The 24,685-nt window shown below is 72.7% G+C and carries 25 protein-coding genes and 2 pseudogenes; 9 read left to right on the plus strand and 18 right to left on the minus strand.

Annotation, left to right across the window (positions count from 1 at the left end; all coding sequences use genetic code 11):
• Positions 1–61: 61 nt before the first annotated feature.
• Both Pma05_RS20480 and Pma05_RS20485 read right to left on the minus strand, forming a co-directional pair.
• Positions 62–1,285 carry an NAD(P)-dependent malic enzyme gene (locus tag Pma05_RS20480; protein WP_203859065.1) on the minus strand — a complete coding sequence of 408 codons (1,224 nt, stop codon included), beginning with the start codon at positions 1,283–1,285 and terminating at the stop codon, positions 62–64.
• Between the two features lie 146 nt (positions 1,286–1,431).
• On the minus strand, positions 1,432–1,707 hold the full coding sequence (locus Pma05_RS20485; protein WP_203859086.1) for a S24/S26 family peptidase: 276 nt from the start codon (positions 1,705–1,707) through the stop codon (positions 1,432–1,434).
• 173 nt (positions 1,708–1,880) lie between these two features.
• Between Pma05_RS20485 and sodN the strand changes: the two genes are divergently transcribed.
• Both sodN and Pma05_RS20495 read left to right on the plus strand, forming a co-directional pair.
• Positions 1,881–2,288: a superoxide dismutase, Ni gene (gene sodN, locus Pma05_RS20490; protein WP_203859066.1), complete on the plus strand. Its 408-nt coding sequence runs from the start codon at positions 1,881–1,883 to the stop codon at positions 2,286–2,288.
• Positions 2,289–2,412: 124 nt separating this feature from the next.
• The gene (locus Pma05_RS20495) at positions 2,413–2,820 is read left to right on the plus strand and encodes an ATP-binding protein (RefSeq protein ID WP_203859067.1); all 408 of its coding nucleotides are present in this window, start codon (positions 2,413–2,415) and stop codon (positions 2,818–2,820) included.
• A 98-nt stretch (positions 2,821–2,918) separates the two neighbouring features.
• Here the strand turns inward: Pma05_RS20495 and Pma05_RS20500 are convergent, their stop codons facing one another.
• On the minus strand, positions 2,919–3,320 hold the full coding sequence (locus Pma05_RS20500; RefSeq protein WP_203859068.1) for a hypothetical protein: 402 nt from the start codon (positions 3,318–3,320) through the stop codon (positions 2,919–2,921).
• Between the two features lie 42 nt (positions 3,321–3,362).
• Between Pma05_RS20500 and Pma05_RS20505 the strand changes: the two genes are divergently transcribed.
• Together Pma05_RS20505 and Pma05_RS20510 are read left to right on the plus strand one after the other, a co-directional pair.
• On the plus strand, positions 3,363–4,313 hold the full coding sequence (locus tag Pma05_RS20505; protein ID WP_203859069.1) for a diacylglycerol/lipid kinase family protein: 951 nt from the start codon (positions 3,363–3,365) through the stop codon (positions 4,311–4,313).
• Between the two features lie 423 nt (positions 4,314–4,736).
• On the plus strand, positions 4,737–4,994 hold the full coding sequence (locus Pma05_RS20510; protein WP_130464821.1) for a WhiB family transcriptional regulator: 258 nt from the start codon (positions 4,737–4,739) through the stop codon (positions 4,992–4,994).
• Positions 4,995–5,348: 354 nt separating this feature from the next.
• Here Pma05_RS20510 and Pma05_RS20515 read toward each other — a convergent pair whose 3' ends face one another.
• The 4 genes from Pma05_RS20515 to Pma05_RS20530 are packed head-to-tail and all read right to left on the minus strand — an operon-like array spanning position 5,349 to position 8,837.
• Entirely contained in the window at positions 5,349–6,188 is an 840-nt protein-coding gene (locus tag Pma05_RS20515; protein ID WP_203859070.1) for a sirohydrochlorin chelatase, read from the minus strand.
• Positions 6,170–6,931, minus strand: coding sequence for a phosphoadenylyl-sulfate reductase (locus tag Pma05_RS20520; RefSeq protein ID WP_203859071.1), 762 nt, complete (start codon positions 6,929–6,931; stop codon positions 6,170–6,172). Before Pma05_RS20520 ends, Pma05_RS20515 begins: the two co-directional genes overlap by 19 nt.
• Positions 6,928–7,104, minus strand: a complete 177-nt coding sequence (locus Pma05_RS20525) for a hypothetical protein (protein ID WP_203859072.1) — start codon at positions 7,102–7,104, stop codon at positions 6,928–6,930. The genes Pma05_RS20520 and Pma05_RS20525 overlap by 4 nt, the downstream gene beginning before the upstream one ends.
• On the minus strand, positions 7,101–8,837 hold the full coding sequence (locus Pma05_RS20530; protein WP_203859073.1) for a nitrite/sulfite reductase: 1,737 nt from the start codon (positions 8,835–8,837) through the stop codon (positions 7,101–7,103). Before Pma05_RS20530 ends, Pma05_RS20525 begins: the two co-directional genes overlap by 4 nt.
• Positions 8,838–9,258: 421 nt before the next feature.
• Between Pma05_RS20530 and Pma05_RS20535 the strand changes: the two genes are divergently transcribed.
• Positions 9,259–10,686: a glycosyltransferase family 39 protein gene (locus Pma05_RS20535; protein WP_239312729.1), complete on the plus strand. Its 1,428-nt coding sequence runs from the start codon at positions 9,259–9,261 to the stop codon at positions 10,684–10,686.
• Positions 10,687–10,769: 83 nt separating this feature from the next.
• Here the strand turns inward: Pma05_RS20535 and Pma05_RS43790 are convergent.
• From Pma05_RS43790 to Pma05_RS20550, 3 genes and pseudogenes are all read right to left on the minus strand, one after another.
• A pseudogene (locus Pma05_RS43790) lies at positions 10,770–10,991 on the minus strand (ATP-binding protein); the annotation flags it as partial.
• 228 nt (positions 10,992–11,219) lie between these two features.
• Positions 11,220–12,485: pseudogene (locus Pma05_RS20545) on the minus strand (histidine kinase N-terminal domain-containing protein); the annotation flags it as partial.
• A gap of 140 nt (positions 12,486–12,625) precedes the next feature.
• A complete protein-coding gene (locus Pma05_RS20550; protein ID WP_203859088.1) occupies positions 12,626–13,660 on the minus strand; it encodes an SIS domain-containing protein in 1,035 nt (344 codons plus the stop codon).
• A 192-nt stretch (positions 13,661–13,852) separates the two neighbouring features.
• Here Pma05_RS20550 and Pma05_RS20555 point away from each other — a divergent pair, with 192 nt between their 5' ends.
• Positions 13,853–15,694, plus strand: a complete 1,842-nt coding sequence (locus tag Pma05_RS20555) for a tetratricopeptide repeat protein (protein ID WP_239312735.1) — start codon at positions 13,853–13,855, stop codon at positions 15,692–15,694.
• Between the two features lie 197 nt (positions 15,695–15,891).
• On the opposite strand, the gene Pma05_RS20560 is transcribed toward Pma05_RS20555, so the two are convergent.
• Positions 15,892–17,475 carry an MDR family MFS transporter gene (locus Pma05_RS20560; protein ID WP_372441517.1) on the minus strand — a complete coding sequence of 528 codons (1,584 nt, stop codon included), beginning with the start codon at positions 17,473–17,475 and terminating at the stop codon, positions 15,892–15,894.
• 116 nt (positions 17,476–17,591) lie between these two features.
• Between Pma05_RS20560 and Pma05_RS20565 the strand changes: the two genes are divergently transcribed.
• Positions 17,592–18,218: a TetR/AcrR family transcriptional regulator gene (locus tag Pma05_RS20565; protein ID WP_203859075.1), complete on the plus strand. Its 627-nt coding sequence runs from the start codon at positions 17,592–17,594 to the stop codon at positions 18,216–18,218.
• Positions 18,219–18,290: 72 nt separating this feature from the next.
• Here the strand turns inward: Pma05_RS20565 and Pma05_RS20570 are convergent, their stop codons facing one another.
• Together Pma05_RS20570 and Pma05_RS20575 are read right to left on the minus strand one after the other, a co-directional pair.
• The gene (locus Pma05_RS20570; protein WP_203859076.1) at positions 18,291–18,827 is read right to left on the minus strand and encodes a GNAT family N-acetyltransferase; all 537 of its coding nucleotides are present in this window, start codon (positions 18,825–18,827) and stop codon (positions 18,291–18,293) included.
• Positions 18,828–18,877: 50 nt separating this feature from the next.
• Entirely contained in the window at positions 18,878–19,093 is a 216-nt protein-coding gene (locus tag Pma05_RS20575; protein ID WP_203859077.1) for a biotin/lipoyl-binding carrier protein, read from the minus strand.
• Positions 19,094–19,363: 270 nt separating this feature from the next.
• Between Pma05_RS20575 and Pma05_RS44035 the strand changes: the two genes are divergently transcribed.
• On the plus strand, positions 19,364–19,438 hold the full coding sequence (locus Pma05_RS44035) for a 50S ribosomal protein bL37 (protein WP_369814844.1): 75 nt from the start codon (positions 19,364–19,366) through the stop codon (positions 19,436–19,438).
• Positions 19,439–19,586: 148 nt separating this feature from the next.
• On the opposite strand, the gene rsrA is transcribed toward Pma05_RS44035, so the two are convergent.
• The 5 genes from rsrA to Pma05_RS20600 all read right to left on the minus strand — a co-directional run bounded on the left by rsrA (position 19,587) and on the right by Pma05_RS20600 (position 23,082).
• On the minus strand, positions 19,587–19,871 hold the full coding sequence (rsrA, locus tag Pma05_RS20580; RefSeq protein WP_203859078.1) for a mycothiol system anti-sigma-R factor: 285 nt from the start codon (positions 19,869–19,871) through the stop codon (positions 19,587–19,589).
• Between the two features lie 4 nt (positions 19,872–19,875).
• Entirely contained in the window at positions 19,876–20,808 is a 933-nt protein-coding gene (locus tag Pma05_RS20585) for a sigma-70 family RNA polymerase sigma factor (RefSeq protein ID WP_425567762.1), read from the minus strand.
• A 173-nt stretch (positions 20,809–20,981) separates the two neighbouring features.
• A complete protein-coding gene (locus Pma05_RS20590; RefSeq protein WP_203859079.1) occupies positions 20,982–21,596 on the minus strand; it encodes an alpha/beta hydrolase family protein in 615 nt (204 codons plus the stop codon).
• Between the two features lie 158 nt (positions 21,597–21,754).
• On the minus strand, positions 21,755–22,159 hold the full coding sequence (locus Pma05_RS20595; protein WP_203859080.1) for a WhiB family transcriptional regulator: 405 nt from the start codon (positions 22,157–22,159) through the stop codon (positions 21,755–21,757).
• Between the two features lie 200 nt (positions 22,160–22,359).
• Positions 22,360–23,082: an SOS response-associated peptidase gene (locus Pma05_RS20600; protein WP_203859081.1), complete on the minus strand. Its 723-nt coding sequence runs from the start codon at positions 23,080–23,082 to the stop codon at positions 22,360–22,362.
• Between the two features lie 166 nt (positions 23,083–23,248).
• Here Pma05_RS20600 and aroA point away from each other — a divergent pair, with 166 nt between their 5' ends.
• Entirely contained in the window at positions 23,249–24,559 is a 1,311-nt protein-coding gene (gene aroA, locus Pma05_RS20605) for a 3-phosphoshikimate 1-carboxyvinyltransferase (protein ID WP_203859082.1), read from the plus strand.
• Positions 24,560–24,685 lie beyond the last annotated feature (126 nt).

Genomic DNA, 24,685 nt, shown 5'->3' on the forward strand with positions numbered 1-24,685 from the left:
CCACCCCGTCGCGTCAGGCGCGGGCCACCCCGTCGCGTCAGGCGCGGGCCACCCCGTCGCGTCAGGCGCGGGCCACTCCGTCGCGACGGGCCGCCTCGGCCACCGCTTCGGCCACCGCCGGCGCGACCCGGGGGTCGAGCGGCGACGGCACGATGGCGTCGACCCGGAGCTGACCGGCCCCGGAACCGCTCTGCGGTGCGCCGTCCGACCAGGCCGCCTCGACCGCGACCGCCGCGATCGCGTCCGCCGCCGCCACCTTCATACCCTCGGTGATCCGGGTCGCCCGGGCCGCCAGCGCGCCCCGGAAGATGCCCGGGAAGGCGAGCACGTTGTTGATCTGGTTGGGGTAGTCGCTGCGACCGGTCGCCACCACGGCGGCGTACCGGGCGGCCAACTCGGGATGTACCTCGGGCGTCGGGTTTGCCAGCGCGAAGACGGCGCCACCGGGCGCCATCCCGGCCACCGCGTCCTCGGGGATCTGTCCACCGGAGACCCCGATCAGCACGTCGGCGTCGCGCAGCGCCTCGGTGATCCCGCCGACCCGGCCGGCTGCGTTGGTCAGCTCGGCCAGCTCGGCCTTTGACGGGGTCAGGTCCGGCCGGCCGCCGTGCAGGATGCCCCGGGAGTCGCAGACCACCACCTCGGTCGGGTTCACCCCGCCGGCCGCCAGCATCTTGGTCACCGCGACCCCGGCCGCACCGGCACCGCTGACCACCACCCGGAGGTCGCCGAGCTTGCGGTTGAGCAGCGTCGCGGCGTTACGCAGCGCGGCGAGCACCACGACGGCGGTGCCGTGCTGGTCGTCGTGGAAGACCGGAATCGGCAGCGCCTCGTCGAGCCGGCGCTCGATCTCGAAGCACCGGGGCGCGCTGATGTCCTCCAGGTTGATGCCGCCGAACGACGGGGCCAGCGCGGTCACCACCGCGACGATCTCGTCGACGTCCTGGGTGTCCAGACAGATTGGCACGGCGTCCACCCCACCGAACTGCTTGAAGAGCACCGCCTTGCCCTCCATCACCGGCATCGCCGCGCGCGGGCCGATGTTGCCCAGCCCCAGTACGGCCGAGCCGTCGGTGACCACCGCGACGGTGTGCGAGACCCAGGTGTAGTCGTCCGCCAGGGCGGGGTCGGCGGCGATCGCCTCGCAGACCCTGGCCACCCCCGGGGTGTACGCGAGGGACAGGTCCTCCCGCGTGGCCAGCGGTACGGTCGAGGCGACCGCCAGCTTGCCGCCCCGGTGCAGTTCGAAGGCGGGATCGGACGGGTCCACGGCGGCGGATGACATGGTGACTCCAAGGATCGCGGGATGCATTCCATTCGAGGAGCGGCCGGCTGGACGCGAGATCGGCGAGCGCCGGCAGCGGTGCGGGGGTCACCCGGGTTAGGACTACAGAGCATAGTGGCGTCAGGGAACGCGGCTGCCCCGCAGGGTCATACCGACCGGTAATAGAACCACTTCGGGCGGGGCCAGTAGCGGGCGACTACCCGGCCGAGGACGTCGGCCACGCCGTACACCCGGGAGTCGTCGGTCACCAGCGTGTTGTCGCCGTGCAACTCCCAGCCACCGTCCAGCGGGCGTACCGCGCGCTTGACCACCAGCAGGTCCGGCCGGGTACGGAAGACGCCGACCACCACGTCACCGGCGCGGACGGCGCGACCGCCGCGCCGGACCAGCAACGCGTCGCCGTGCCGCAGGGTCGGCACCATCGACGGCCCGACCACGAGTACGGCGAAGACCGGAGCACCGGGTGGGCCGCCGGCCGCCGCGCCGTCAGTGGCGGGGGGACCGGTGGACACCGAGTTTCACCTCCGCCCCTTCGGGGACATATCGCAGGAGTACTGTCATCCTGGATCATCACAGACGTGCCTTGGAGGGTCACATGCGACTTCCACGCATCCTTACACCACGAACTGTCGCGTACGCCCACTGCGACCTGCCCTGCGGCGTCTACGACCCGGCGCAGGCCCGGATCGAGGCCGAGTCGATCAAGGCGATCGACGAGAAGTACGCGGCGAACACCGACCCCGAGTTCCGTACCCGGGCGCTGATCATCAAGGAGCAGCGCTCCGAGCTGGTCAAGCACCACCTGTGGGTACTCTGGACCGACTACTTCAAGCCCCCGCACTTCGAGAAGTACCCGCAGTTGCACCAGCTGTTCAACGACGCCACCAAGCTCGCCGGTGGCGGCGGGGGCACCAAGGCCACGACCGACGGGTCCAAGGCCGACGAGCTGCTTCAGAAGATCGACGAGATCGCGAAGATCTTCTGGGAGACCAAGCAGGCGTGAGTTCCGCCACCCCGCCGGCCACCGGTCCAGCGGGACGTCGCGCCGAGGTGCCGGCCGGGTCCGTGGATCCGGTCGGCACCTCGGCGCGACGGGTCGGTAGAGTCGGAGCCGGGGGGACAGCCTGGTGACTTCGCTGAGCACACCGCCGACGACCGGCGACGACGTCGTACTGCTCACCGTGCCCGCCGACGGTGGCTTCCTCGGCGTACTGCGGACCGCGACCGCCGGCCTCGCCGCACGCCTGCACTTCGCCCTCGACGAGATCGAGGATCTGCGCATCGCCGTCGACGAGGCGTGTGCCATGCTGCTCGCCGTCGCGACCCGGGACGCCGAGTTGGACTGCCGGTTCTCGGTCACCGACGACGCGCTCACCGTCGAGGTCTCGGTGCCGACCGCTCGGGGAGCGCGGCTGCCGGCGGAGTCGTCGTTCGCCTGGAAGGTGCTGACCGCGCTGACCACCTCCGCCGCGGCGACCGCGACCGGCGACCGGGCCACCATCACGCTGCTGACCCGACGCGCCGCCGAGGTCTAGAGTCCGCCAGCCCCGCACGCGGGGTCTTGGTCAGGCCCGGTCGGTGTCCGGCCCGTTTGGTGCGTCAGGCCGATTCGGTGTGTCAGGCCCGTTCGGTGTCAGGCCGATTCGGTGTCGAAGCCGAGCGCCCGGTTGGTGCCCGTGCTGATCAGCAGGCCGACGACCAGCAGGCCGAGCGCGATCAGCGGCCCACCCAGCCAGGCCAGCCCGCCCAGGATCATGAAGTAGCCGATCGGCAGCAGCATGAGCTGCAACACGATCGCCGGAGCCCGGGCGGCCGGGCGGCGCCGGTCGAGCGCGGTGCCGATCACCCAGAGCAGCGCCGCGCCGCCCGCCGCGAAGAGGGTGACCAGGAGTGCGGAGAGCAGGTCGGTCGCGGTGGCGGTGAACAGCTCGTAGACCAGGAAGAGCGTCAGCAGGGCCAACCCGACCCCTTCGGCGCGCAGCAGCCACACCGCCCAACGCAGTGCGCCGGGTGCCGGTCCGGGGTCGCTTGTCACGGCCGCCACGATACCTCGGTGGCTCGCGGTACAGTGCCGCCCATGCGGGCCATCCTGGTGGTCAATCCCAAGGCCACCACCACGACCGGCCGTGGCCGGGATGTTCTCGTCCGCGCGCTCCGCAGCGAGGTGGACCTCACCGTCGAGTACACCCGGCGGCGTGGACACGCGGTCGCGCTGGCCAGGGAGGCCGCCCGGCAGGGCGTCGACCTGGTGGTGACGCTCGGCGGCGACGGCACCGTCAACGAGGTGGTCAACGGCCTGATGACCGCCAGCCCCTCGCGCACCGCCGACGACCGGACACCCGCCGAGCGACTGCCCGCGCTCGCGGCCGTACCGGGTGGCTCGACCAACGTCTTCGCCCGGGCGTTGGGACTGCCCCGGGAGTGGCCGGAGGCGACCAGCATGATCCTGGAGGCGCTCCGGGTGGGGCGGGTCCGCACCATCGGCCTCGGTCTCGCCGACGACCGGTACTTCACCTTCTGCGCCGGGCTTGGCCTGGACGCGGCGGTGATCCACCGGGTGGAGCGGGCCCGCCGGCGGGGCCGGGTCTCCACCCCGAGCCTCTACCTGCGCTCGATCGTCAGCCAATACCTGATCGGCGCGGAGCGGCGGCACCCGACCATCCGGCTGGAGCAGCCGGGCGAGATCACCGAGGGTGAACTGGCCACAGTGGTCATCCAGAACACCGCCCCCTGGACGTACGTCGGGGACCGCGAGGTCAATCCGAACCCGGACGCCTCGTTCGACCTGGGCCTGGACGTGTTGGCGCTGCGTCGACTGCGGATGCCGAGCACCACCCGGATGGTGACCCAGAGCCTGTCACGGCGGCCGGATCCGCGTGGCCGGCAGATCCTGCGGCTGCACGACCTGGAGGAGTTCACCCTGGTCGCGGAGCAGCCCCAGGCGTTCCAACTGGACGGCGACTACCTCGGCGAGCGAAATAAAGTCCGATTCACGTCCGTCGCGGCGGCACTGCGAGTAATCTGCTGAGCCTGGGGTACAGCGTCCGGTAGCGGACCTCGGAAGCATCGGACGAGAGCGGTGCCGGAAATGCCAGCAATGTCGGGCGGACTGTACTATATTGATTCTCGGCTGTGGCGCACCGGGTACCGCCGAGATGCGGAAATCCGGACAAATGGGCCGTGACCTGTCTCACCTGCCCAGAGTTTTTCCGGGCGCTACCCTTGACATCGCGGGAGTTCGTGAAAGTATTCACAAGCGAACTTGAGTTACCGGGACATTGCGCGGGCGCGTTCGACCGATGACCGCCGCCCCGCGGGTCCCACAACACAAAGCCTGCTCTCGCGCTGCCGAACCGACGGGGCTGCACACCGTCGTGATCGGCACCGCGGACGCATATAGAAAAGATCCACGAAGCACTGCCGCCCACCCAGATTGAGGAGTGTTGCCGCCATGGACTGGCGCCACCATGCTGCCTGCCGCGACGAAGACCCGGAGCTGTTCTTTCCGATCGGAACGTCCGGTCCGGCCGTCCTGCAGGTCGAGCAGGCCAAGGCCGTCTGCCGGCGTTGCTCCGTGACCGACGAGTGCCTCCAGTGGGCGCTCGAATCCGGTCAGGACGCCGGCGTCTGGGGCGGAATGAGCGAAGAAGAACGGCGCGCCGTCAAGCGCCGTGGCGGCCTCCGGGTCCTGCGCGCTCACTCTGCCTGACCGACCGCACAACGCATCGGACGCCCTGGGGTTCGTTCCCCGGGGCGTTCTGCTGTTCGGCGCTAACACGTTCTGTTGTTCCCGGAACGCGTTCTGCTGTTGTCGTGACGATGGATAGTGGATCGACGACATTCCGCTGATCAATTCGCCGACACCGAACCCGAAGGCGATTCCCATCCGTCGACCGCGATTCCGACGGGCGATTACCGGCACCGGGGCGGCCCCACCGGAGCACCGCCGAGAGCCCGGGACGCGACGGACGGGAGCACCGGCCGCCGACGACTACGCTGCGTCGCGTCGGGCAACTACTCTGCGTCGAGGTTTGCGGCGACCAACGCGGCGACCCGGCAACAGCTACCGGGAGTCACCGGCCAGCGCCGCGTCCACCCGTCCGAGTACCAGCCGGACCAGTTCCGGCGCGTCGCCCAGCGGGGCGGCCAGGGCCACCGCGCCGGCCGCCCGGGCCGATGTCAGGGCCGCCGCGCAGAGCCGGCCCGGAGCGAGGAAGTACGTGGCGACCGCCACCCGCCGAGCGCCGGCCTCCCGGAGCGCGCCGACCGCCGTACCGGCCGTCGGCGGGGCCGCGGAGGCGTAGCCGACCCGGGTCGGTAGGCCCGTCTCGTGGCCGAGCGCCTCGGCCACCTGGGCGACGGTGTCCCGGGCGGCGGCATCCCGGGTACCTGCGGCAGCCAACACCACCCCGTCGACCCCGCTGTCCCTGAGCCGGGCCACCCCGACGGTGTCGTCCGGGGACGCCGGGTCGACGGCCTCGGTGAGCCGGCGCAGCAGCCCGGCCAGCAGCAGCGGGTCGATCCCCCGCGCGGTCGGGCCGAGCACCTCGGCGGTGCGTACCGGCATGCGCAGCCCTGCCTCCCGGGCCGCCTCGACCACACCGGGGATGTCGACCCGGCCGTGGTATGCGGCCGTGAGCAGCAGCGGCACCAGTACGGCCCGCCGGTGCCCGGCCGCCTCCAGCTCGGCGAGTATCGCGCCGGGTCGGGGCGGGCCGTGGTCGAGATAGCTGGCCCGGACCAGCAGGCCCGGCCGGGCCGCCGCCACCGCCCGGGTCAGCGCCTCGGTGGTCCGGGCCGCCCGGGGATCGGCACTGCCGTGTGCCACCAGCACGACCGGGGCCGGGGCGAGCCCGGCCACCGGCGTACCGGCCGCCTCGACGGTCACACGTGCAGGCCGCACTCGGTCTTCTCGAACATGGCCCAGCGGCCGGCCCGGGGGTCCTCGCCGGCCTTGGTCCGCCGGGTGCAGGGCCAGCAGCCGATCGAGGTGTAGCCCTGCCGGAACAGCTCGTTGACCGGCACGTTCCACCGGGAGATGTAGGCGTCCACGTCGGCCTGGGACCAGGCGGCGATCGGGTTCACCTTGACCTTGCCGCGTCGCGGGTCGAAGCCCACCACCGGGGTGTTGGCCCGGGTCGGCGACTCGTCCCGGCGCAGCCCGGCCGCCCAGGCGTCGTACTCGGCCAGGGCCCGCTCCAGCGGCTCCACCTTGCGCAGCGCGCAGCACTCGTCAGGCGCCCGGTTGAACAGCCGGGGGCCGTACTCGCCGTCCTGCTGGCCGACGGTCTGCCGGGGCCGGATCGACCGCACGGTGACCGGGAGGGTACGGGCCACGGTGTCGCGTACCCGAAGGGTCTCCGGGAAGTGCAGGCCGGTGTCGAGGAAGACCACGTCCACCCCGGGCGCCACCCGGGAGACCACGTGCGCGAGTACGGCGTCGGCCATCGAGCTGGTGACGCAGAACCGGTCCCCGAACTCGCCGACCGCCCAGCGGACGATCTCCTGGGCCGGTGCACCCTCAAGTTCGCGGCTCGCCTCCTCGGCCAGCGCCCGCAGCTCGGCCGGGTCCCGCCGGGACGGGCTGGCCGCGACGTCCGGACCGAGCTTGACCAACCCGAGGTTGGCCGCGACAACGGGACTCATGACTGCTTCCCTTCGGTAGGGAGGGCGGTGGCGAGCAGGCCGGTGAACTTCACCGTGAAGACCCGGGCGCAGGCCCGGCACTCCCAGGCACCGTGCGACGCCTCGTTGGGTCGCAGGTCCTCCTCGCCGCAGTAGGGGCAGTAGAGGGGTGCGGCGCGGGTCTCAGCGCTCATCGCAGCTCCTCCTCGTCGACCCGGACGATCCAGTTCGCGAAGCTCTCGCCCTCGGTGCGACCGTCGAGGTAGCGGCGGGTGAGCCGTTCGACGTACTCGGGAAGCTCCGCCGCGGTGGTCTTCAGGCCGCGCAGCTTGCGGCCGAAGCCGGCGGACTGGCCCTGGGCCATGCCCAGGCCGCCGCCGAGGTGTACCTGGAAGCCCTCGACCTGGCGCCCGTCCGGCCCGACCACGAGTTGGCCCTTGAGGCCGATGTCGGCGGTCTGGGTCCGGGCGCAGGCGTTCGGGCAGCCGTTGAGGTGGATGCTCAGCCCTTCGCCGAGGTCGGCGCCGGCGAGCCGCTCCTCCAGCCGGGCCACCAGCTCCTGGCCCCGGGCCTTGGTCTCGACGATGGCGAGCTTGCAGTATTCGAGGCCGGTGCAGGCCATGGTGTCGCGCCGCCAGACCGACGGGAACGCCTCCAGGCCGATCCGGCGCAGCGCCGCGACCAGCGAGTCGGTCCGCTCCGCCGGCACATCCAGGACCAGGAGTTTCTGGTACGGAGTGAGGCTCACCCGGCCACTGCCGTGCTCGGCTGCGGCGTCGGCCAGTTCGGCGAGCTGGGTACCGGAGATGCGTCCCACCACCGGGGCGGCGCCGACATAGTGCCGCCCGTCCCGCTGCCGGTGTACTCCGATGTGGTCGATCGGCTTCGCCGGCAGCTCGGGCGCCGGCCCGTCGAGCAGGCTGCGGCCGAGGTATTCCTTCTCCAGCACCTCGCGGAACTTGGCCACGCCCCAGTCGGCGACCAGGAACTTGAGCCGGGCGCGGTGCCGCAGCCGGCGGTAGCCGTAGTCGCGGAAGATCCCGACCACCCCGGCCCAGACGTCCGGTACCTCGTCGAGCGGTACCCAGACGCCGAGCCGCTGCGCCAGCATCGGGTTGGTGCTCAGCCCGCCGCCGACCCAGAGGTCGAAGCCGAGGCCGTGCTCCGGGTGCTCGACCCCGAGGAACGAGATGTCGTTGACCTCGTACGGGGTGTCGGCCAACCAGGAGATCGAGGACTTGAACTTGCGCGGCAGGTTGGAGTATTGCGGGTCGCCGACGTAACGCCGGACGATCTCGTCGATCGCGGGGGTGGGGTCGAGCTTCTCGTCCTCGGCCACTCCGGCGACCGGGCTGCCGAGCACGATCCGGGGGCAGTCGCCGCACGCCTCGGTGGTCTGTAGCCCGACCGCCTCCAGCCTGCGCCAGATCTCCGGCATGTCCTCGACCCGGATCCAGTGCAGTTGGATGTTCTGCCGGTCGGTGATGTCGGCGGTGTCCCGGGCGTACCGCTGGGAGACCTCGGCGATCGTCCGGAGCTGCTCCAGGCTGAGCTGGCCGCCGTCGATCCGGACCCGGAGCATGAAGTATTCGTCTTCCAGCTCGTGCGGCTCCAGCACGGCTGTCCGCCCGCCGTCGATGCCCGCCTTGCGCTGGGTGTAGAGCCCCCACCAGCGGAACCGCCCACGCAGGTCCTGCGGGTCGATCGAGGCGAAGCCCCGGTGCGCGTAGATGTTCTCGATCCGGGCCCGTACGTTGAGCGGGTTGTCGTCCTTCTTGGTCCGCTCGTTGGGGTTGAGCGGCTCCCGGTGACCGAGCGCCCACTGCCCCTCACCTCGCGGACGACGGGCCGGTCGGGCCGCGCGTGCGCTGCTGCCCGCCGGAGCGCTGGTGGCGTCGGCGCCGGCCGGGGTGTCGCTGACCGCCATCGCGGCGTCCTCCGTTGTTAGGTGTAGCTCGGTGGACGCACAGGGCGACGGCCTCGGCCCGGGCGGGCCGGAGACGACGGTGTCGAGAACGACGGTGTCGGCGGAGCCGGCGCACTGCACGCCCGGGGTCGGAACAGGTCCGGGCGGCGTCAGTGGGCCGGACAGATCGCGCTGCGCACGCGGCCGTAGTCCACGTGGCGGCGGGAGGTGAATCCCGGCCTCGCGAAGCGGCGCACGGCGGCGGTCATACCCGCCATGCTGCCATATCACAATCGGCCGGACCACCGCCGCGATCACCGATCCCGCCTGGCGGACCCGCTGTGGTCGGCTTCACGCTACGATTCGGGATATTGGCACTAATGCGGCAAATAGCACCTCATCGCCCATAGATCGCGGTTCGGGTCGACCCCCTCGCCGGATCGTGCTGCCGGGTCGGTTCCACCGGGCGCTCTGGCTCTGGCCGGCCCTGGCCACCCTGCTCGTCACCGGCGTCCAGCTCGACCGCGCGCCGCTCTGGCGCGACGAGCTGGCGACCTGGAGCGCCGCCTCCCGCCCGCTCGGCGACCTGCTCCGGCTGATCGGCACGATCGACGCGGTCAACGGCCCGTACTACCTGCTGATGCGCGGCTGGCTGGCGGTTGCCGGGGACTCCGTGATCGCGCTGCGGCTGCCGTCCGCGCTCGCCATGGCCGGGGCCGCCGCGCTGACCACCGTGCTCGGGGCGCGGGTGGTCGGGCGTCGGGCCGGGCTGCTCGGCGGGCTGCTCTTCGCGGTGCTGCCGAGCACCTCCCGGTACGGCCAGGAGGCCCGCCCGTACGCCCTGGTCACGCTGCTCGCGGTGCTGGCCACCCTGCTGCTGTGCCGGGCGCTGGACCGGTCGAGGTGGGCGCGCTGGCTCGGCTACGCGGTGGCGGTCGCCGGGGTGGGCCTGGCCAACCTGTTCGCGGTCAGCCTGGTCGTCGGGCACGCGTTCGCCGCCCTCGGCGACCGGCGGGCCGGGGTACGGGTGCGCTGGGCGGTCGCGGTCGGCGGGGCGGTGCTGGTGCTGGTGCCGCTGGCCGTGCTCGGCCGGAGCCAGCAGGGTCGACAACTCGACTGGGTGGGCCGGCCCGGCCCGGCCGCCCTGCTGGGGCTGCCCGGCAGCGTGGTACAGGCCGGGATGGTCGGCGGACTGCTGGTCGGGCTGGCCGCCGTCGGGGTCGCCACCCGGGGACGCCGGGGCGTACTGCTGGGACTGACGGTGCTGCTGCCGGCGCTGCTGCTCTTCGGCGCCGGGCAGGTCACCCCGCTCTTCGTACCGCGTTATCTGCTCTTCGTGGTGCCGTTCGGCGCTCTGCTGGCCGCCGCGACCCTGGCCCCGCTCCGGCCGGCCGCCGCGCTGGCGATCGTGCTCGTCGCCGGGCTGCTCGGCGTGCCGGAGCAGGCCGCGTTGCGGCGTACCCACGAGTCGCCGCGCAGCGCGCCGGTGGACTATCCGGCGGCCACCCGGATCATCGCGGCGCACCGGCAGCCGGGCGACGGCATCGTCTACCTGCCCCGGGACGGCTGGGCGTTCCTCGACCTGGCCACGGCCTACTACCTGCGGGCCGACCGCCCCCGGGACGTGCTCCTCGCCGAGGACCAGGTACGCCGGGCCGACTTCTGGGCCACCGAGTGCGCCGAGCCGGCGGCGTGCCTGGCCACGGTCGACCGACTCTGGCTGCTGGCCTGGGGGGAACACCCCGATCCGCTGGCCCAACTACCCGAAAGCCGAGCAGCCCCCCTACACGCCCGCTTCCACCCCACCCGAACCTGGACCGTCCCAGGTCTCACCGTGACCCTGCTCTCCCGCCCCCCACCCGCCCGCTGAGCGCTCGCCGTCGGTGGGCTCGTGCTCTTTCCGGGTTAGAGTCCCCTCGGCCGACCGCTGAGGCCACGACGTCCCGGAAGTAGCTACCGGGCCAACGGGACCACGAGCAGCGCCTCGGTACCGGCGCCGGGGCGGTTGCGGAGTTCGATGGTGCCGCGCAGTTCTCCGGTGGCCAGCGCCCGGACGATCTGGAGGCCGAGCCGGCTGCCCTGGTCGGCGTCGAAGTCCTCCGGCAGGCCCTGGCCGTTGTCGGCGACCGTGACGTGCAGTTGCTTGCGGAACCGGTGCGCGGAGACGACCACCTCGGCCGGCTCAGCCGGCTCTACCAACTCGACCAGCTCGGCCGGGCGGTCCGGCTTCTCCTCGGCGGCCATCTTCTCCTCGGCGGCGATCGGCCGCTGCTCGGTCGGAGCGGACCCGCCCAGGGCGGCTTCCGAGGCAGCTTCCGGGGCGGCCCCGTCCAGAGCGGCTTCCGGGGCGGACGCTTCCGGGGTGGGCGTGTCCGGGGCGGCGGTCGGCGGCAGCAGCGCGCTCTCGGCCGGCTCCGGGAAGGCGTGTTCGACGGCGTTGAGCAGCAGCTCGTTCAGCACGATCACCAGTGAGGTGGCGATCTCCGCCGGCAGCACCCCGAAGCTGCCCTGCCGGCGTACCCGGACCGGGACCTCGGTCGCGGCCACCTCGGCGGCAGCCGCCGCCACCCGGTCCACGATGCCGTCGAACTCGACCGCCTCGTCGCTGGACATCGAGAGGGTCTCGTGCACCAGGGCGATCGAGGCGACCCGGCGTACCGACTCCTCCAGCGCGGCCCGGGCGGCCGGGATGCCGACCCGGCGGGCCTGGAGCCGGAGCAGCGCCGCGACGGTCTGGAGGTTGTTCTTCACCCGGTGGTGGATCTCCCGGATGGTGGCGTCCTTGGTGATCAGGGCCCGGTCGCGGCGGCGCACCTCGGTCATGTCCCGGACCAGCACCAGCGCGCCGATCGGCACCCCGGCCGGCATCAGCGGCAGCGCCCGGGTCAGCACGGTCGCGCCCCGGGCCTCGATCTCCCGGCGCGGCGGCGCCTCACCGCGCAGCGCGGCGAGTACCCGGTTGGACGCCTCGGTACCCTCCAGCGGATCGGCTGCCAGCCGGCCGTTCAGCGCCGCCAGGTCCTCGCCGACCAGGTGCGAGGCGTACCCGAGCCGCCGGTACGCCGACTGCGCGTTCGGGCTCGCGTAGGTGACCTTGCCGTTGGCGTCCAGCCGGACCAGCCCGTCGCCGACCCGGGGTGCCGTGGTGGTCTCGCCGGGGTGGCGTACCGGCGGGAACGTCCCGTCGGAGAGCATCTGGGCGAGGTCGTCGGCGGTGGTCAGGTAGTTCAGTTCGAGCTGGCTCGGGGTACGCGCGGTGGAGAGGTTGGTGTCCCGGCCCACCACGGCGATCACCTCACCCGACTCGCCGTCGCCGGAGCGCAGCCGGACCGGGATCGCCTCGTGCCGGGCCGGGGTGTCGCCGTACCAGACCGGGTCGCCCTCCCGCCAGATCCGCCCCTGGCTGTACGCGATCGCCAGGTGCGCCACCTCGGGACCGCCGAAGATCCGGCCCACCTGGTCGTCCTGGTACGCCGTCGGCGCGGTCGTCGGGCGTACCTGGGCGACGCAGACGAACCCGTCGGTGTCGCTGACCGGTACCCAGAGCAGCAGGTCGGCGAAGGACAGGTCGGAGAGGAGTTGCCAGTCGCCGGCCACCCGGTGCAGGTGGTCGATGTCGACCGGACGCAGACCGGTGTGCTCCTCGGCGAGATCGCGCAGCGTGGACACGGGGCAAGCCTGCCACGACCACGCCCGGTGCGGGTATCACCACCCGATGCCCGCCCCGCCCGGCGCGCCCGGTCCGCTCCCCAGCCGGCGACAGGGCGATCCGGAGAGCCGGGTCAGCGGCGGCTCGGTCCGGGAGCGGGTCAGAGGGTCGCGGTGACCTTGTGCAGGCCGCGCGGGGCGTCGGGGTCCTCGCCCCGGGCCAGCGCGAGGGCGAGGGCGAGCCGCTGCACCGGCAGGATGTCCAGCAGCGGGGCGTACCGCTCGTCGACCTCGGGCACGGGTAGCTGGGCGGCGGCCCCGGCGACCCCGGCCGGGCCGACCACGACCAGGTCCGCGCCGCGCTCGCCGACCTTGGCGACCACCTCGCGCATGGCGGTACCGCCGGGCCCGGCACCGACGACGGCCAGCACCGGTACGTCCGGGTCGGTCATCGCCAGCGGGCCGTGCAGCAGGTCGGCGCCGGAGAAGGCGAGCGCCGGCAGGTAGGAGGTCTCCATCAGCTTCAGCGCCGCCTCCCGGGCGGTCGGGTACGCGTACCCCCGGCCGGTGGTGACCATCCGGTCCGCGAATCGGTAGCGGGCGGCCAACTGCCCCGGTGTCGGGTCGGCGAGGGTACCGGCGGCCAACTCCGGCAGCGCCGCCAGCCCGGCCCGTTCCTCGGCGGGCACCACCCCGTCCCCGGCCCGGATCCCCTCGACCAGCAGCAGCAGGGCGAGCAGTTCGGCGGTGTACGTCTTGGTGGCGGCGACCGCCCGCTCGTGCCCGGCGGCCACGTCGACGGCGAGTTCGGCCGCGCCGGCCAGCGGGGAGTCGGGGGCGTTGGTCACCGCCAGGGTGAGCGCGCCGGCCTCCCGGGCCACCCGCAGCACCTCGGTCAGGTCGGGTGACCCGCCGCTCTGGCTCACCCCGACGACGAGTGCCTGGGAGAGGTCGGGCCGGGCGCCGAACACGGTGATGGTGCTCGGCGAGGCGAGCCCGGCCGGAAGCCCGAGCCGGATCTCGGTCAGGTACGCGGCGTACAGCGCCGCGTGGTCCGAGGTGCCGCGTGCGGTGAAGACCACGTGCTTCGGCCGGCGTTCCGCGATCACGGCCGCCACCTGCGCGATCGCGGACGTGGAGGCCGGTTCCAGTAGTCGCGCGAAGCCCTCCGGCTGCTCGGCGATGTCCGCCGCCATGCCGGATCCCGGTTGTGCCACGATGACCCCTCCTCGTGCGCGAATGCCGCGCGTTCCATGCTCAGTTTTGCACGATTGAACACGGTGGAGCAATCTAACGATCAGCTTTGCGCAGTAGATCACCAACCGCCGTCGCCATGCCCTAGGCTCCCCAACCCAGGGGAAATTCCACGTACGCGAAGGGTCGAGTCGGTGCCCGAGGGAACAGACGACCCCCGGCTCTCGGCCGAGGGGGAACTCGCGCTGGCCCGGCTGGCGCTGGACGAGGGCGACCTCCGGCACGCCGCCGGTCACCTGGCCGGAGCGATCGCGTACGCCCCGACCATGCCCGAGGTGCACGAGGCGCTCGCCCAGCTCGCCGCCCGGTCCGGTGGCGGGGTCGAGCTGTTCCCGCTCGACCAGCACCCGTTCATCGGTACCGTGGTGGCCCGCGCGCACCTGCTCGCCGCCGCCGGACGCCCGGGCGACGGGCTGGAACTGCTCGCCGCCGCCACCGGGCACGTCCCCTCGGCCGACTGGGCCGGCGTGCCCTGGGTGAGCGCCCCCGAACTCCCCGGCCTGCTCGACCCGGACCGGATCGCCCGGGTGCTGATGCAGGTCTGCGCCGGCATCTCCGACCCGGTGCCGGAGACCGCCCGCGAACCGCTCTGGCCCTACCTGCGGCTGGCCCGGCACGCCGTGGCGGTGCACCCCCGGCACGGCCTGCTGCTCGGCGCGGCGTCCGCACTGGCCCGCCGGGTCGGCGCTGTCGGCCAGGCCGTCGAATGGGCCGGCCAGGGCGCCCGGGAACTGCCGTCGAAGCTCTCCGAGGTGTGGCTCGGCTACGCCTACCGCAGCGCCGGGCGGACCGGTGAGGCGCTCGCCGCGCTGCGCCGGGCCGTCGACCACGACCCCGACGACCTCTCGGTGTACGCCGACATCGCCGGCACCCTCGCCGACCACGGCCGGCTCGACGAGGCACTGGACTGGATCGACCGGGCGCTGGCCCGGGACCCGTCCTTCGACTGCGCGGTGCACACCGGTCACCGGCTGCGCTACCGCCGGGACGGTGACCTCGCCCACCTGGTGGCGCTGGCCGACTTCCAGCGGGACCATCCGGACGACTCGCACGAGCACAGCGACCTCGCCGAGTGCTGCCAGAGCCAGCCGTGGCTGGGCCGGGTCCCGCCGGCCAGCGAGGCGGTGGCGGTGGCGCTGCGGCAGCGGCTCGCCACCGGCGCCCCGGCCGACGGCGCCCGGCTGTCACTGAGCGGACTGGAGCCGCCGAGCGCGATGCGGGCGCTGAGCGAGGCGGCCCCGGCCCTGGTCGTCACGGTCGCCGCCACCCCCGAGCCGGATCTACGCGAGCCGCGCCGGCCGGTCGAACACCCGCTCTGGCGGTACGCCGGCATCACCGCCGTACCGGCCGTGCCGGTGCCGCCCGACACGGCGGTACGCCGGATCCAGCAGTTGGCCCATCCCGCCTGGCCGCATCCGCCGGCCGCCTACGACGCGGCGGTCGGGCTCGCCACGCTCGAACTCGACGACCTGCTCGGCCTGCTGGCCCATCCGCCGGCCCCGCCACCGACCGAACTGGGCCGGACCCTGAGCCGGCACGATCCGACGCTCTGGGTGCGCTGTGTCCAGGTCTGGGTCTGCCTCGGGCTGCTGCACCACCGCACCGACGAGCCGTGGCCGGACTCGACCCGGCGGAAAGTCCTGCTCGACCTGGTCTGGGGCATCGAGGACTGGGTTACCGAGGCGGCCCTGTTCGCCCTGGTCACCGCCGCCTGGGTGGACCCGTCGGTGCGTACCGAGGTGGCCCGGGTCGCCGCCGAGCGGTTCGGCGACGCGGTCGAGGTGGCCCAGCGGCGGCCGGTCACCGTACTGCGTTCCCTGGCCCACCTGGTACTCGCCACCCCGTACGCCGAGCCGGCCTCGGTCGAGACCGCCCGGCTGCTGCTCGCCCGGGACGGTGCGGCGGTGGCGCCCCGGCAGCGCCGGTTCGGCCGGCTGCTGGACCGGATATGGCGGCGGTTCGCCCGGCACGGCTGAACCGCGTCGCTTCGAGGTCTCCACGACCGAGCCCCGCACGGCTGAACCGCGTCGCTTCGAGGTCTCCACGACCGAGCCCCGCCGGCCCCGGAGCAGGCCCCCGCCGCCGACGAGTCGGCCGCCCCGGTACCGCCGGTCGGGTCCGCGGAACAACGGCGGCCGCCCCCTGTCACCAGGAGGCGGCGCCGCGTCGGAGGTCAGCGTACGGGTGGAGTGGCCAGGGCGGTCTCCGCCTGCTCCTCGGGGGTGTCGGCCCCGGCGGCCGGGCCGCCGCGCAGCGGGATCTCCTTGACGAACCAGGCCAGCACCGCGACGACCAGCGCGAACGGTACCGCCCAGACGAAGACCACCCCGATCGCGTCGGCGAGACCGCTGAGTACCGCGTGCTGCTGCTCGGGCGGCAGTGCACGCAGCGCGGCCGGGTCGACTCCGGCGCCCTCGCCACCGCCGGCCATCATCGGCCCGGCCGGCGAGTCGGCCAGCCGGTTGGCGAAGACCGCGCCGAAGAGCGAGATGCCGAACGAGCCGCCGATCGACCGGAAGAAGGTGGCCGCGCCGCTCGCCGCGCCGAGGTCCTTCTGCTCGACGCTGTTCTGCGCGATCAGCATCGAGGTCTGCATCAGGAAACCCATCCCGACGCCGAGCACGATCATGTAGAGCGAGGACTCCAGCTTGCCGGTGTCGACGTCGAGCATGGCCAGCAACGCCATCCCGGCGGTCATCACGATCCCGCCGACGATCGGGAAGGCCCGGTAGCGGCCGGTCTTGGTGATCGTCCGACCGACCACGATCGACACCACCAGCATGCCGAACATCAGCGGCAGCAGCAGCAGTCCGCTGTTGGTCGCGGAGGCGCCCTGCACGGTCTGCTGGAACAGCGGCAGGAAGTTCATCGAGCCGAACATCGCGAAGCCGAGCAGGAAGCCGATCACCGAGATCACCGCGAAGTTGCGGTTGGCGAAGAGACTCAGCGGCAGGATCGGCTCCGGCACCCGCCGCTCCACCAGGGCGAAGGCGACCAACGAGAGTACGGCGAGGGCGGCCAGGCCGAGGATCTGGCCGGAGGTCCAGTCGTACTCGTTGCCGCCCCAGGTGGTGACCAGCACGATCGCGGTGATGCCGACCGAGAGCAGCGCGGCGCCGAACCAGTCGATCCGGTGCTCGGTGCGGTACTTCGGCAGGTGCATCCGGGTGGCCAGCAGGATCAGCGCCACACCGCCGAGCGGCAGGTTGACGTAGAACGCCCAGCGCCAGGAGAGGTGGTCGGTGATGAAGCCGCCGACCAGCGGACCGGCCACCATGGCGATGGCCATGATGCCGGCGATCATGCCCTGGTAGCGGCCCCGCTCCCGGGGCGGGACCAGGTCGCCGATGATCGCCATCACGCCGACCATCAGGCCGCCCGCGCCGAGGCCCTGCACCGCGCGGAAGGCGATCAGCTCCATCATCCCGTCGGCGGGGCCGCCGAGCAGCTCGGACCCGGCCATCCCGCAGAGTGCCGACCCGAACAGGAACAGCACGATCGAGCTGAGGAAGACGGTCTTGCGGCCGTACAGGTCGCCGAACTTGCCCCAGATCGGGGTGGAGACGGTCGTGGCGAGCACGTACGCGGTGACCACCCAGGTGAAGTGGTTGAGCCCGCCGAACTCGCCCACGATCCTCGGCAGCGCGGTACTGACGATCATGTTGTCGAGCATCGCGAGCATCATCGCGATCATCAGGCCGCCGAGGACGACCCTGATGTTGACTGGTCGTGCCGGCGCGTCCGCCATCGTGGTCATCGGTAGGCTCCCCCTGAATGTGACTCGCTTACTTGCCGCCCGGCTAGTGGTTTCTACCTGCCGTACGGTAAGTTGGTCGCCGGGTGCCCGTCAAGCGATTACGAGAGGTGGTCCGGGTGACCGGCAGCACAGGTGACACGCGGTCCCGGATCCAGGCCGTGGCCTTGGAACTCTTCACCGAGCAGGGCTACGAGAAGACCTCGCTACGGGAGATCGCCGAGCGGCTGGGCGTTACCAAGGCCGCCCTCTATTACCACTTCAAGAGCAAGGACGACATCGTCGACAGCTTCGTGTCCGACCGGCTCGACCGGCTGGACCGGCTGATCGAGTGGGCCGCGGGCCAGCCGGTCGACGCCATCGGCCGCCGGACGACGCTACGCCGCTACGCCGAGGAGTTCTTCGGCGACGACGGACGCAACGTGATGCAGTTCTTCGAGCAGAACCGGACGGTGGTCAAGCACCTCTCCTCCGGCCAGATCATGCGGGACCGGCTGCTGCGGATCGCCGAGCTGCTCTCCCGGGCCGACCCGACGCCGTCCGGGCAACTCCGGGCGACGCTGGCGCTCTTCGCCGTACACGGCAGTCTCTTCGCACTGCGCGGCGAGATCAGCACCAGGGAGCGGCAGGAACTCGCGCTGGAGATCGCCAACGAGCTGCTCGACCGGCTCGGCGAGGACCCGGCGACCGGGCACGGCGAGGCGGAATCCGAGGCGGACACCGGCCGGATCACCGAGGCCGGCTAAGCCTCTCCGGCTCCGGGCTCAGCTCGCTTCCGGCGCGGGACTCCGGGTTCAGCTCGCTTGCGGCTCCGGGTTTCAACCGCGGCTCGACTCCGCCAGCGCGGGCGGCGCGGGGGTCAGGTCGAGGCGCAGCGCGAGCAGGTCGACACCGGGGGCCGGTGACCAGTCCCGGTCCGGAATACGGACGAAACCGAACCCCGCGTAGAGCCGGTGCGCGGGAGTGGAGAAGCTGCGGGTGCAGATCACCACCCCGGAACAGCCGAGTGACCTCGCCCGGTCCAGGCAGGCCCGGACCAGTGCCTTGCCGGCGCCCCGGCCCTGCGCCCCCGGGTCCACCGCCAGCATCCGGAACTCCGCCTCGCCCGGCGCGGACAGTTCGGCGTACGCCGAGCCGGGCAGCACGAACAGCACGGCACCGAGCAGTTCGCCGGTCACCTCGTCGGCGGCGACCAGCAGCTCACCGGCACCGGCCCGGGCCGGTACGTCGGCGAGCGCCTCCTCGTACCCGTGCTCGCCGTCGAGCTGCCCGTCCTCCCGGTACGCCGCCACGGTCAGCCGGGCGACCGCGTCGAAGTCGGCCGGCTCGGCGAGCCGGATCAGCAGGTCGGTCATCGGATTCCCTTCGTGGCTCTTCCCGCCTCCAGGCGGGGGAGGTGGCCGGGTTATTCGAGTACGGCGATCAGGTCGCCGTCCTGCACGACGTCGCCCTCGTTGACGGCAAGCTCCCGGACCACCCCGTCCGACTCGGCCACCACCGGGATCTCCATCTTCATGGATTCGAGGATCACCAGCGTGTCGCCCTCGGACACCGAGTCGCCGGCCGTGGCCACGACCTTCCAGACGTTCGCCACCATCTCGGCGCGGATCTCCTCGGCCATGGGTTCCCCCTCGTCGTGACTGTGCCCTGCGACGGTATCCAATCATGCGACGACCGCCGGGGCAGGCACTGCGGCCATCAGTCGCCGAGCGATCCCGCCGAGCACTCGCGGGCGGGGGTGTGCGGACTCGCGTGCCGACCGTGTACTCCCGGGCGAGGTGTGCCGAGCACACCACCTCGGCGGGGCCGTACGGCGACCATGGGAGGATTGCCCGGCGCGAGCAGAAACGGGCGGTCGCGCGCCGCCCCCGGAAGACCGACGGAGGTCAGCATGGCGAAGAAGTCACGGAAGAAGAAGGCGCGGAAGAAGAGCGCCGCCAACCACGGCAAGCGCCCCAACTCCTGAGCTCGGCGCCACGCCTGGGCGGCCGGGCGGGGCACGGGATCTATCGGCGATCGCGGCAGAGCGCTCGCCACCCCGGCCCGCCCGGCGATCCGCCACGACGGTCAGTGGCCCGACCGATCGCCCGCGTCGTGAACCTTTCTGAAAAGGTTCAGTCGGCGAGGTACTCGCGGGAGTCGGTCTCGAAGACCAACTCGGCCAGCCGGACCCGCAGCCGCTCCCGAAGCTCGACCGGCGCGGTCTCGTTGCCGCAGCAGCGCGCGACCAGCGCCTTGACCTCCTGCTCGATGCCGTACTCGCGCAGGCAGGGCGAACACTCGTCGAGATGGTCCCGGATCAGGTTGCGCCGCTCGTCCGCGCACTCCAGGTCGAGGTAGAGGTATACCTCGGTGAGGACCTCACGGCAGTCCGTCTCGTGCGGTTCACCGCAACTCATTCGCTCACACCTCCCGGCCAGCCGGAGCGGACCTGGTCGACGGGGCGGACGAGAAGCCCCGCTCGGCAGCGTAGCGCTCAAGCAGCTTCCGTAGGTTCCGCCGGCCACGGTGCAACCGGGACATCACGGTGCCGATCGGCGTACCCATGATGTCGGCAACCTCCTTGTAGGAGAACCCCTCGACGTCGGTGAGGTAGACGGCGAGCCGGAACTCCTCCGGGAGCTGCTGCAGCGCCTCTTTCACGTCGCTGTCGGGGAGCCGGTCCAGCGCCTCGGTCTCGGCCGAGCGCAGCCCGCTGGAGGTGTGCGACTCCGCCTCGGCGAGCTGCCAGTCGGTGATCTCCTCGGTGGGCGCCTGCACGGGCTGCCGCTGCCGACGACGGTAGGAGTTGATGTAGGTGTTGGTCAGGATCCGGTAGAGCCACGCCTTGAGGTTCGTACCCTCTTCGAACTGGTGGAACGCGGCGAACGCCTTCAGGAAGGTCTCCTGGACCAGATCCTCCGCGTCGGCGGGGTTGCGGGTCATCCGCAGGCCGGCGGCGTACAACTGGTCGACGAAGGGCAGCGCGTCACGCTCGAACCGGGCCCTACGCTCGTCCGTCTTCTCCGCTGTCAACCGGCCGTCTCCCTCGCCTCGGTACCGAACCGGCGCGGTGACCTTCTTCCCCAGCACCGCAGCGTTATTCGGCTGTCCCGCCGAGGATACGCGGAAAGCGCGGCCCGGCGACTCGGTTCGGGCGGTGCCGGTACCCACCCCGGGCCGGTCACCCGACGACCGGGAGGGAGGACCGTTCCGCCTCCGGTCGGGCCACCGCGCCTCGCGGTCGTGCTCCAGGCTCCGCGTCTCGGTCGACACCGGGCAAACCCCCTTGTGGCTCCACTGGCTTCCGGGAGTTGTAACCGCCGCGCCCGGCGAGGCATTCCGTCCACCGCCCATCCCTGGCCCCGGCCGTGGCCGATCCGTTCGGACTGCCCACGACTGGGACCAGGAAGGGCCTGGGAGGATGAAACCGGGCGCCACGTCCGATTCGCAGAATCGCAGGCGGTGTCCGGCATCAGAAGGAGCAACGATCACCCCGGCGGGACAGAAACGGCCGATCCGCCGCCGCGTCAGCCCGCCCAGCCCCGCTCTCGCAGCCAGCCGACCACCAGCTCGGCCGTTCCCGCCGGGTCGACGCGCAGGTCGTGCCGTTCGCCCGGCCGCACCTCGACCCGGACCCCCGGCTCGACGGCCGGTACGCCGAACGGGTCCCGGTCGCCGTTCACCACCACGGTCGGCAGCCCGGTACGCAGCTCCGCCGCCCGGGACCGCTCCGGCCGGCCGGGCGGATGGAGCGGAAAGGCGAGCGCGACGACCCCGGACGCGCCCAGGACGCCGGCGGTCCGGCAGGCGACCCGGGCGCCGCTGGACCGGCCGCCGACGACCAGCGTGGGGGTCGAGCGGCACCGGCGCAGCAACTCGGTGACGACCGCCACCCACGCCTCGTCGAGCTGGCCGGCGGGGGCCGGTGCCCGCCGACCGGCCACCCGGTACGGCTGGGTCACCCTGGCCACCGCGACCCCGGCCCCGACCGCCGCGTCGCGGAGCGCGACCAGGTCCGGCGCGTCCACGCTGCCGCCCGCACCGTGACCCAGCACCAGCAGGGTCCCCGGTTCGGGACGCGGCAGGTCGACGTCCACCCGGGCCGGGCCCCGTGGAGTGTCGATCTCGTCGCCGCGCCGCACGGCGCCACTGTATGGCAACCGTCGACCGGGATGGCCCGGATCGCAACCGTCGACCGGGTGCTCTGGATGGCAACCGTCGCGTGGGTGGTCCGGTGTCACCACCGGTACCCGGTCGGGTGCCACCACCCGCACCCGGTCGGCGGTCGGCGGTGCACGGGTCAGCGGCGGCTCGAACTGAGCGGGACGAGGGTCAACAGACGGTCCCGGACCGGTGGTCCGGCGTCGCCGACCGCGTCCGGGTCACGCTCCACCTGGTCCCGCCAGGCGACCAGCATCGCCCGGCGTTCACGCGGCGTGGTCGCCCCCCATACGCCGTGGCAGTCACCCACCTCAAGCGCCCAGGCGAGGCAGGGACCCTGTACGTCACAGGTCCGGCACAGCGCGACGGCCGAGTCGGCCGGCTCGCTGGGTGCCGGGAAAAACGTCTCCGGATCCACGCTCTGGCACACCCCCCGGGTACGCCAGGCATCGTCCAGACGCCGCTCGCTGAGTGCCCGAAGCAACCTCGGGTCTCGACGCGCCGCGGCAACCTCGTGCGGGCGTGGCATCCGCGCCCGTGTCATTCACCCACCTCCCCCGTGGGACCGACGAAGATCGATGAGTGTCGCCCGCCCTGTGCGAGCTGACACCCACTGCCGGCGCTGTGTTCTATCGCACCACCACTATGCGTGACAAGGGCTCTCGGCAAAGGTGTGGAAAACTCCGGGCGACGATCCACCCCGAACAGTGGCAAATCGGTGCAGGCGAATACGCGGTTCCGAAGTCAGAACAGTGTCGATGCGACCGGGTCTTCTGGTAACGCCCGCAGCGGCGCGGCGGCGACCCGGGCGACGAGTTCCGGGCCGTCGTTCCGGACGTCTCCGACACCCTTGCCGACCGGCCGGATCTCGATCCCGGCCAGCGTTTTCTCGCCGGGCGGGGCGAGCAGCAGGGCCGGGTCGTCGTCGCCGTCGAGCCAGTCGGACCAGCGCTCCCGGGGCAGCAGCAGCGGCATCCGGTCGTGCACCAGGGCCAGTTCGCCGAGCGCGGCCGTGGTGACCACACTCGCGGTGAGCAGCGGGTCACCGGTACCGCGCCAGACCGACCAGAGTCCGGCGAGGGCGAGCACTCCACCGTCGCGCGGAGTCATGAAGTAAGCCTGCTTGCCGCCGTCCTGGCGGACCCACTCGTACCAGCCGTCGGCCGGGACGAGGCAGCGGCGCCGGGCGAACGACTCCGCGTACGCCCGGGTGGTGGCGACCGTCTCGGCGCGGGCGTTGATCATGCGAGCGGCGCCCCGGGTGTCCTTCGCCCAGTGCGGCAGCAACCCCCAACGGGCCACGGAGAGGACCGAACCGCCCGTGTCGGCGGAGACCCGCACGATCGGTATCGGATCGGTCGGCGCGACGTTGTAGTCGGCGGCGAGCCGGCCACCGGTCTCGTCGAACGCCTCGAAGAGGGCACTCAGATCGGTCGCGCTACGGGTGGTCGCGTACCTGCCGCACATGGTGGCCACGCTAGCGCCTCCGGCGCCGGCCGGCCGACCCCGCGCCACCGCCCCGCCGGCTGGGCTACTGGAGATCGAGACGATCCGGGACATCCGTGCCGTCCCGTCAGGCGGGAGGGACCGGGGCTCCGATCCGGTACGCCCGCCGGCGGGGCAGAATGTACCGGTGCCGAACCTGACGGCGGTCCGCCCGCTCGAACCCTGGACCGCGCCGACCGCGACCGACCCGGTCGCCTCGACGCTGCGGCTGCCCGGCTCCAAGTCGTTGACGGCCCGGGCGCTGGTGCTCAGCGCGGTCGCCGACGGCCCCTCCACGCTGCGTCACCCGCTGCGCGCCCGCGACACCGAGCTGATGGCCGGCGGGCTGCGCGCGATGGGCGCCCACGTTTCCACTGTGGACGACGAGCGGTGGCTGATCCGGCCCAATCCGCTCCAGGGCCCGGCACACGTCGACGTCGGCCTCTCCGGCACCGTCATGCGGTTCGTGCCACCGGTGGCCGGGCTGGCCGAGGGGCCGGTCACCTTCGACGGCGACCCGCACGCCCGACTCCGCCCGCTCGGCCCGCTGGTCGGTGCGCTCCGCTCCATCGGGGTACGCATCGACACCACCGAGGGCGCCAGCCTGCCGCTGACCGTCCAGGGCGCCGGTCAGGTGCTCGGCGGCGAGGTGGTGATCGACGCCTCGGCGTCCAGCCAGTTCGTCTCCGGGCTGCTGCTCGGCGGGGCCCGGTTCGCGCGCGGGATCGTGGTCCGGCACGTCGGCCCGCCGGTCCCGTCCGCGCCACACCTGCGGATGACCGTGCAGATGCTCCGGGCCGCCGGAGCCGCCGTCGACGACACCACCCCGGATGTCTGGGCGGTCGAGCCGGGTCGGCTCTCCGGGCGCGGCTGGGACATCGAGCCGGACCTCTCCGGCGCGGTCCCGTTCTTCGCCGCCGCACTGGTCACCGGGGGCGGGGTGACCCTGCTCGGCTGGCCGCGCAGCAGCCTGCAACCGGTCGACACGCTGCGCGAACTGCTCTCCCGGATGGGCGGCGAGGTGACCCTGGGCACCGACGGCCTGACCGTACGCGGCACCGGGGTGATCCGAGGGCTGGACGCCGACCTCTCCGACGTCAGCGAGTTCACTCCAGTGCTCGCCGCGCTCGCCGTACTCGCCGACTCGCCGTCCCGGCTGCGGGGGGTGGCACACATCCGGGGCCACGAGACCGACCGGCTGGCCGCGCTGGCCCGGGAGCTGAACGGGCTCGGTGCCGACGTCACCGACACCGCCGACGGGCTGGAGATCCGCCCCCGGCCGCTGCGCGGCGCCGCCTTCCGCACCTACGCCGACCACCGGATGGCACACGCGGCGGCGGTGATCGGGCTCTCCGTTCCGGGCATCGAATTGGACGACGTGGCGTGTACCTCCAAGACCATGCCCGAGTTCCCGGCACTATGGTCGACGATGGTGACCGGCGGCGACGGGCGCCAGTAGCCGGGACCGGTCCGACCCCCGCGCTGACCGCCGCCGCCGGACGACGAGACGGGGAGCGGAGCTGGCGGGCAAACGGCGCGAGTACGACGAGGACGACGTACGGGTCAGACCCGGGCGTTCGTCGCG

The organism is Plantactinospora mayteni (assembly GCF_016862935.1).
Classification (GTDB): domain Bacteria; phylum Actinomycetota; class Actinomycetes; order Mycobacteriales; family Micromonosporaceae; genus Plantactinospora; species Plantactinospora mayteni.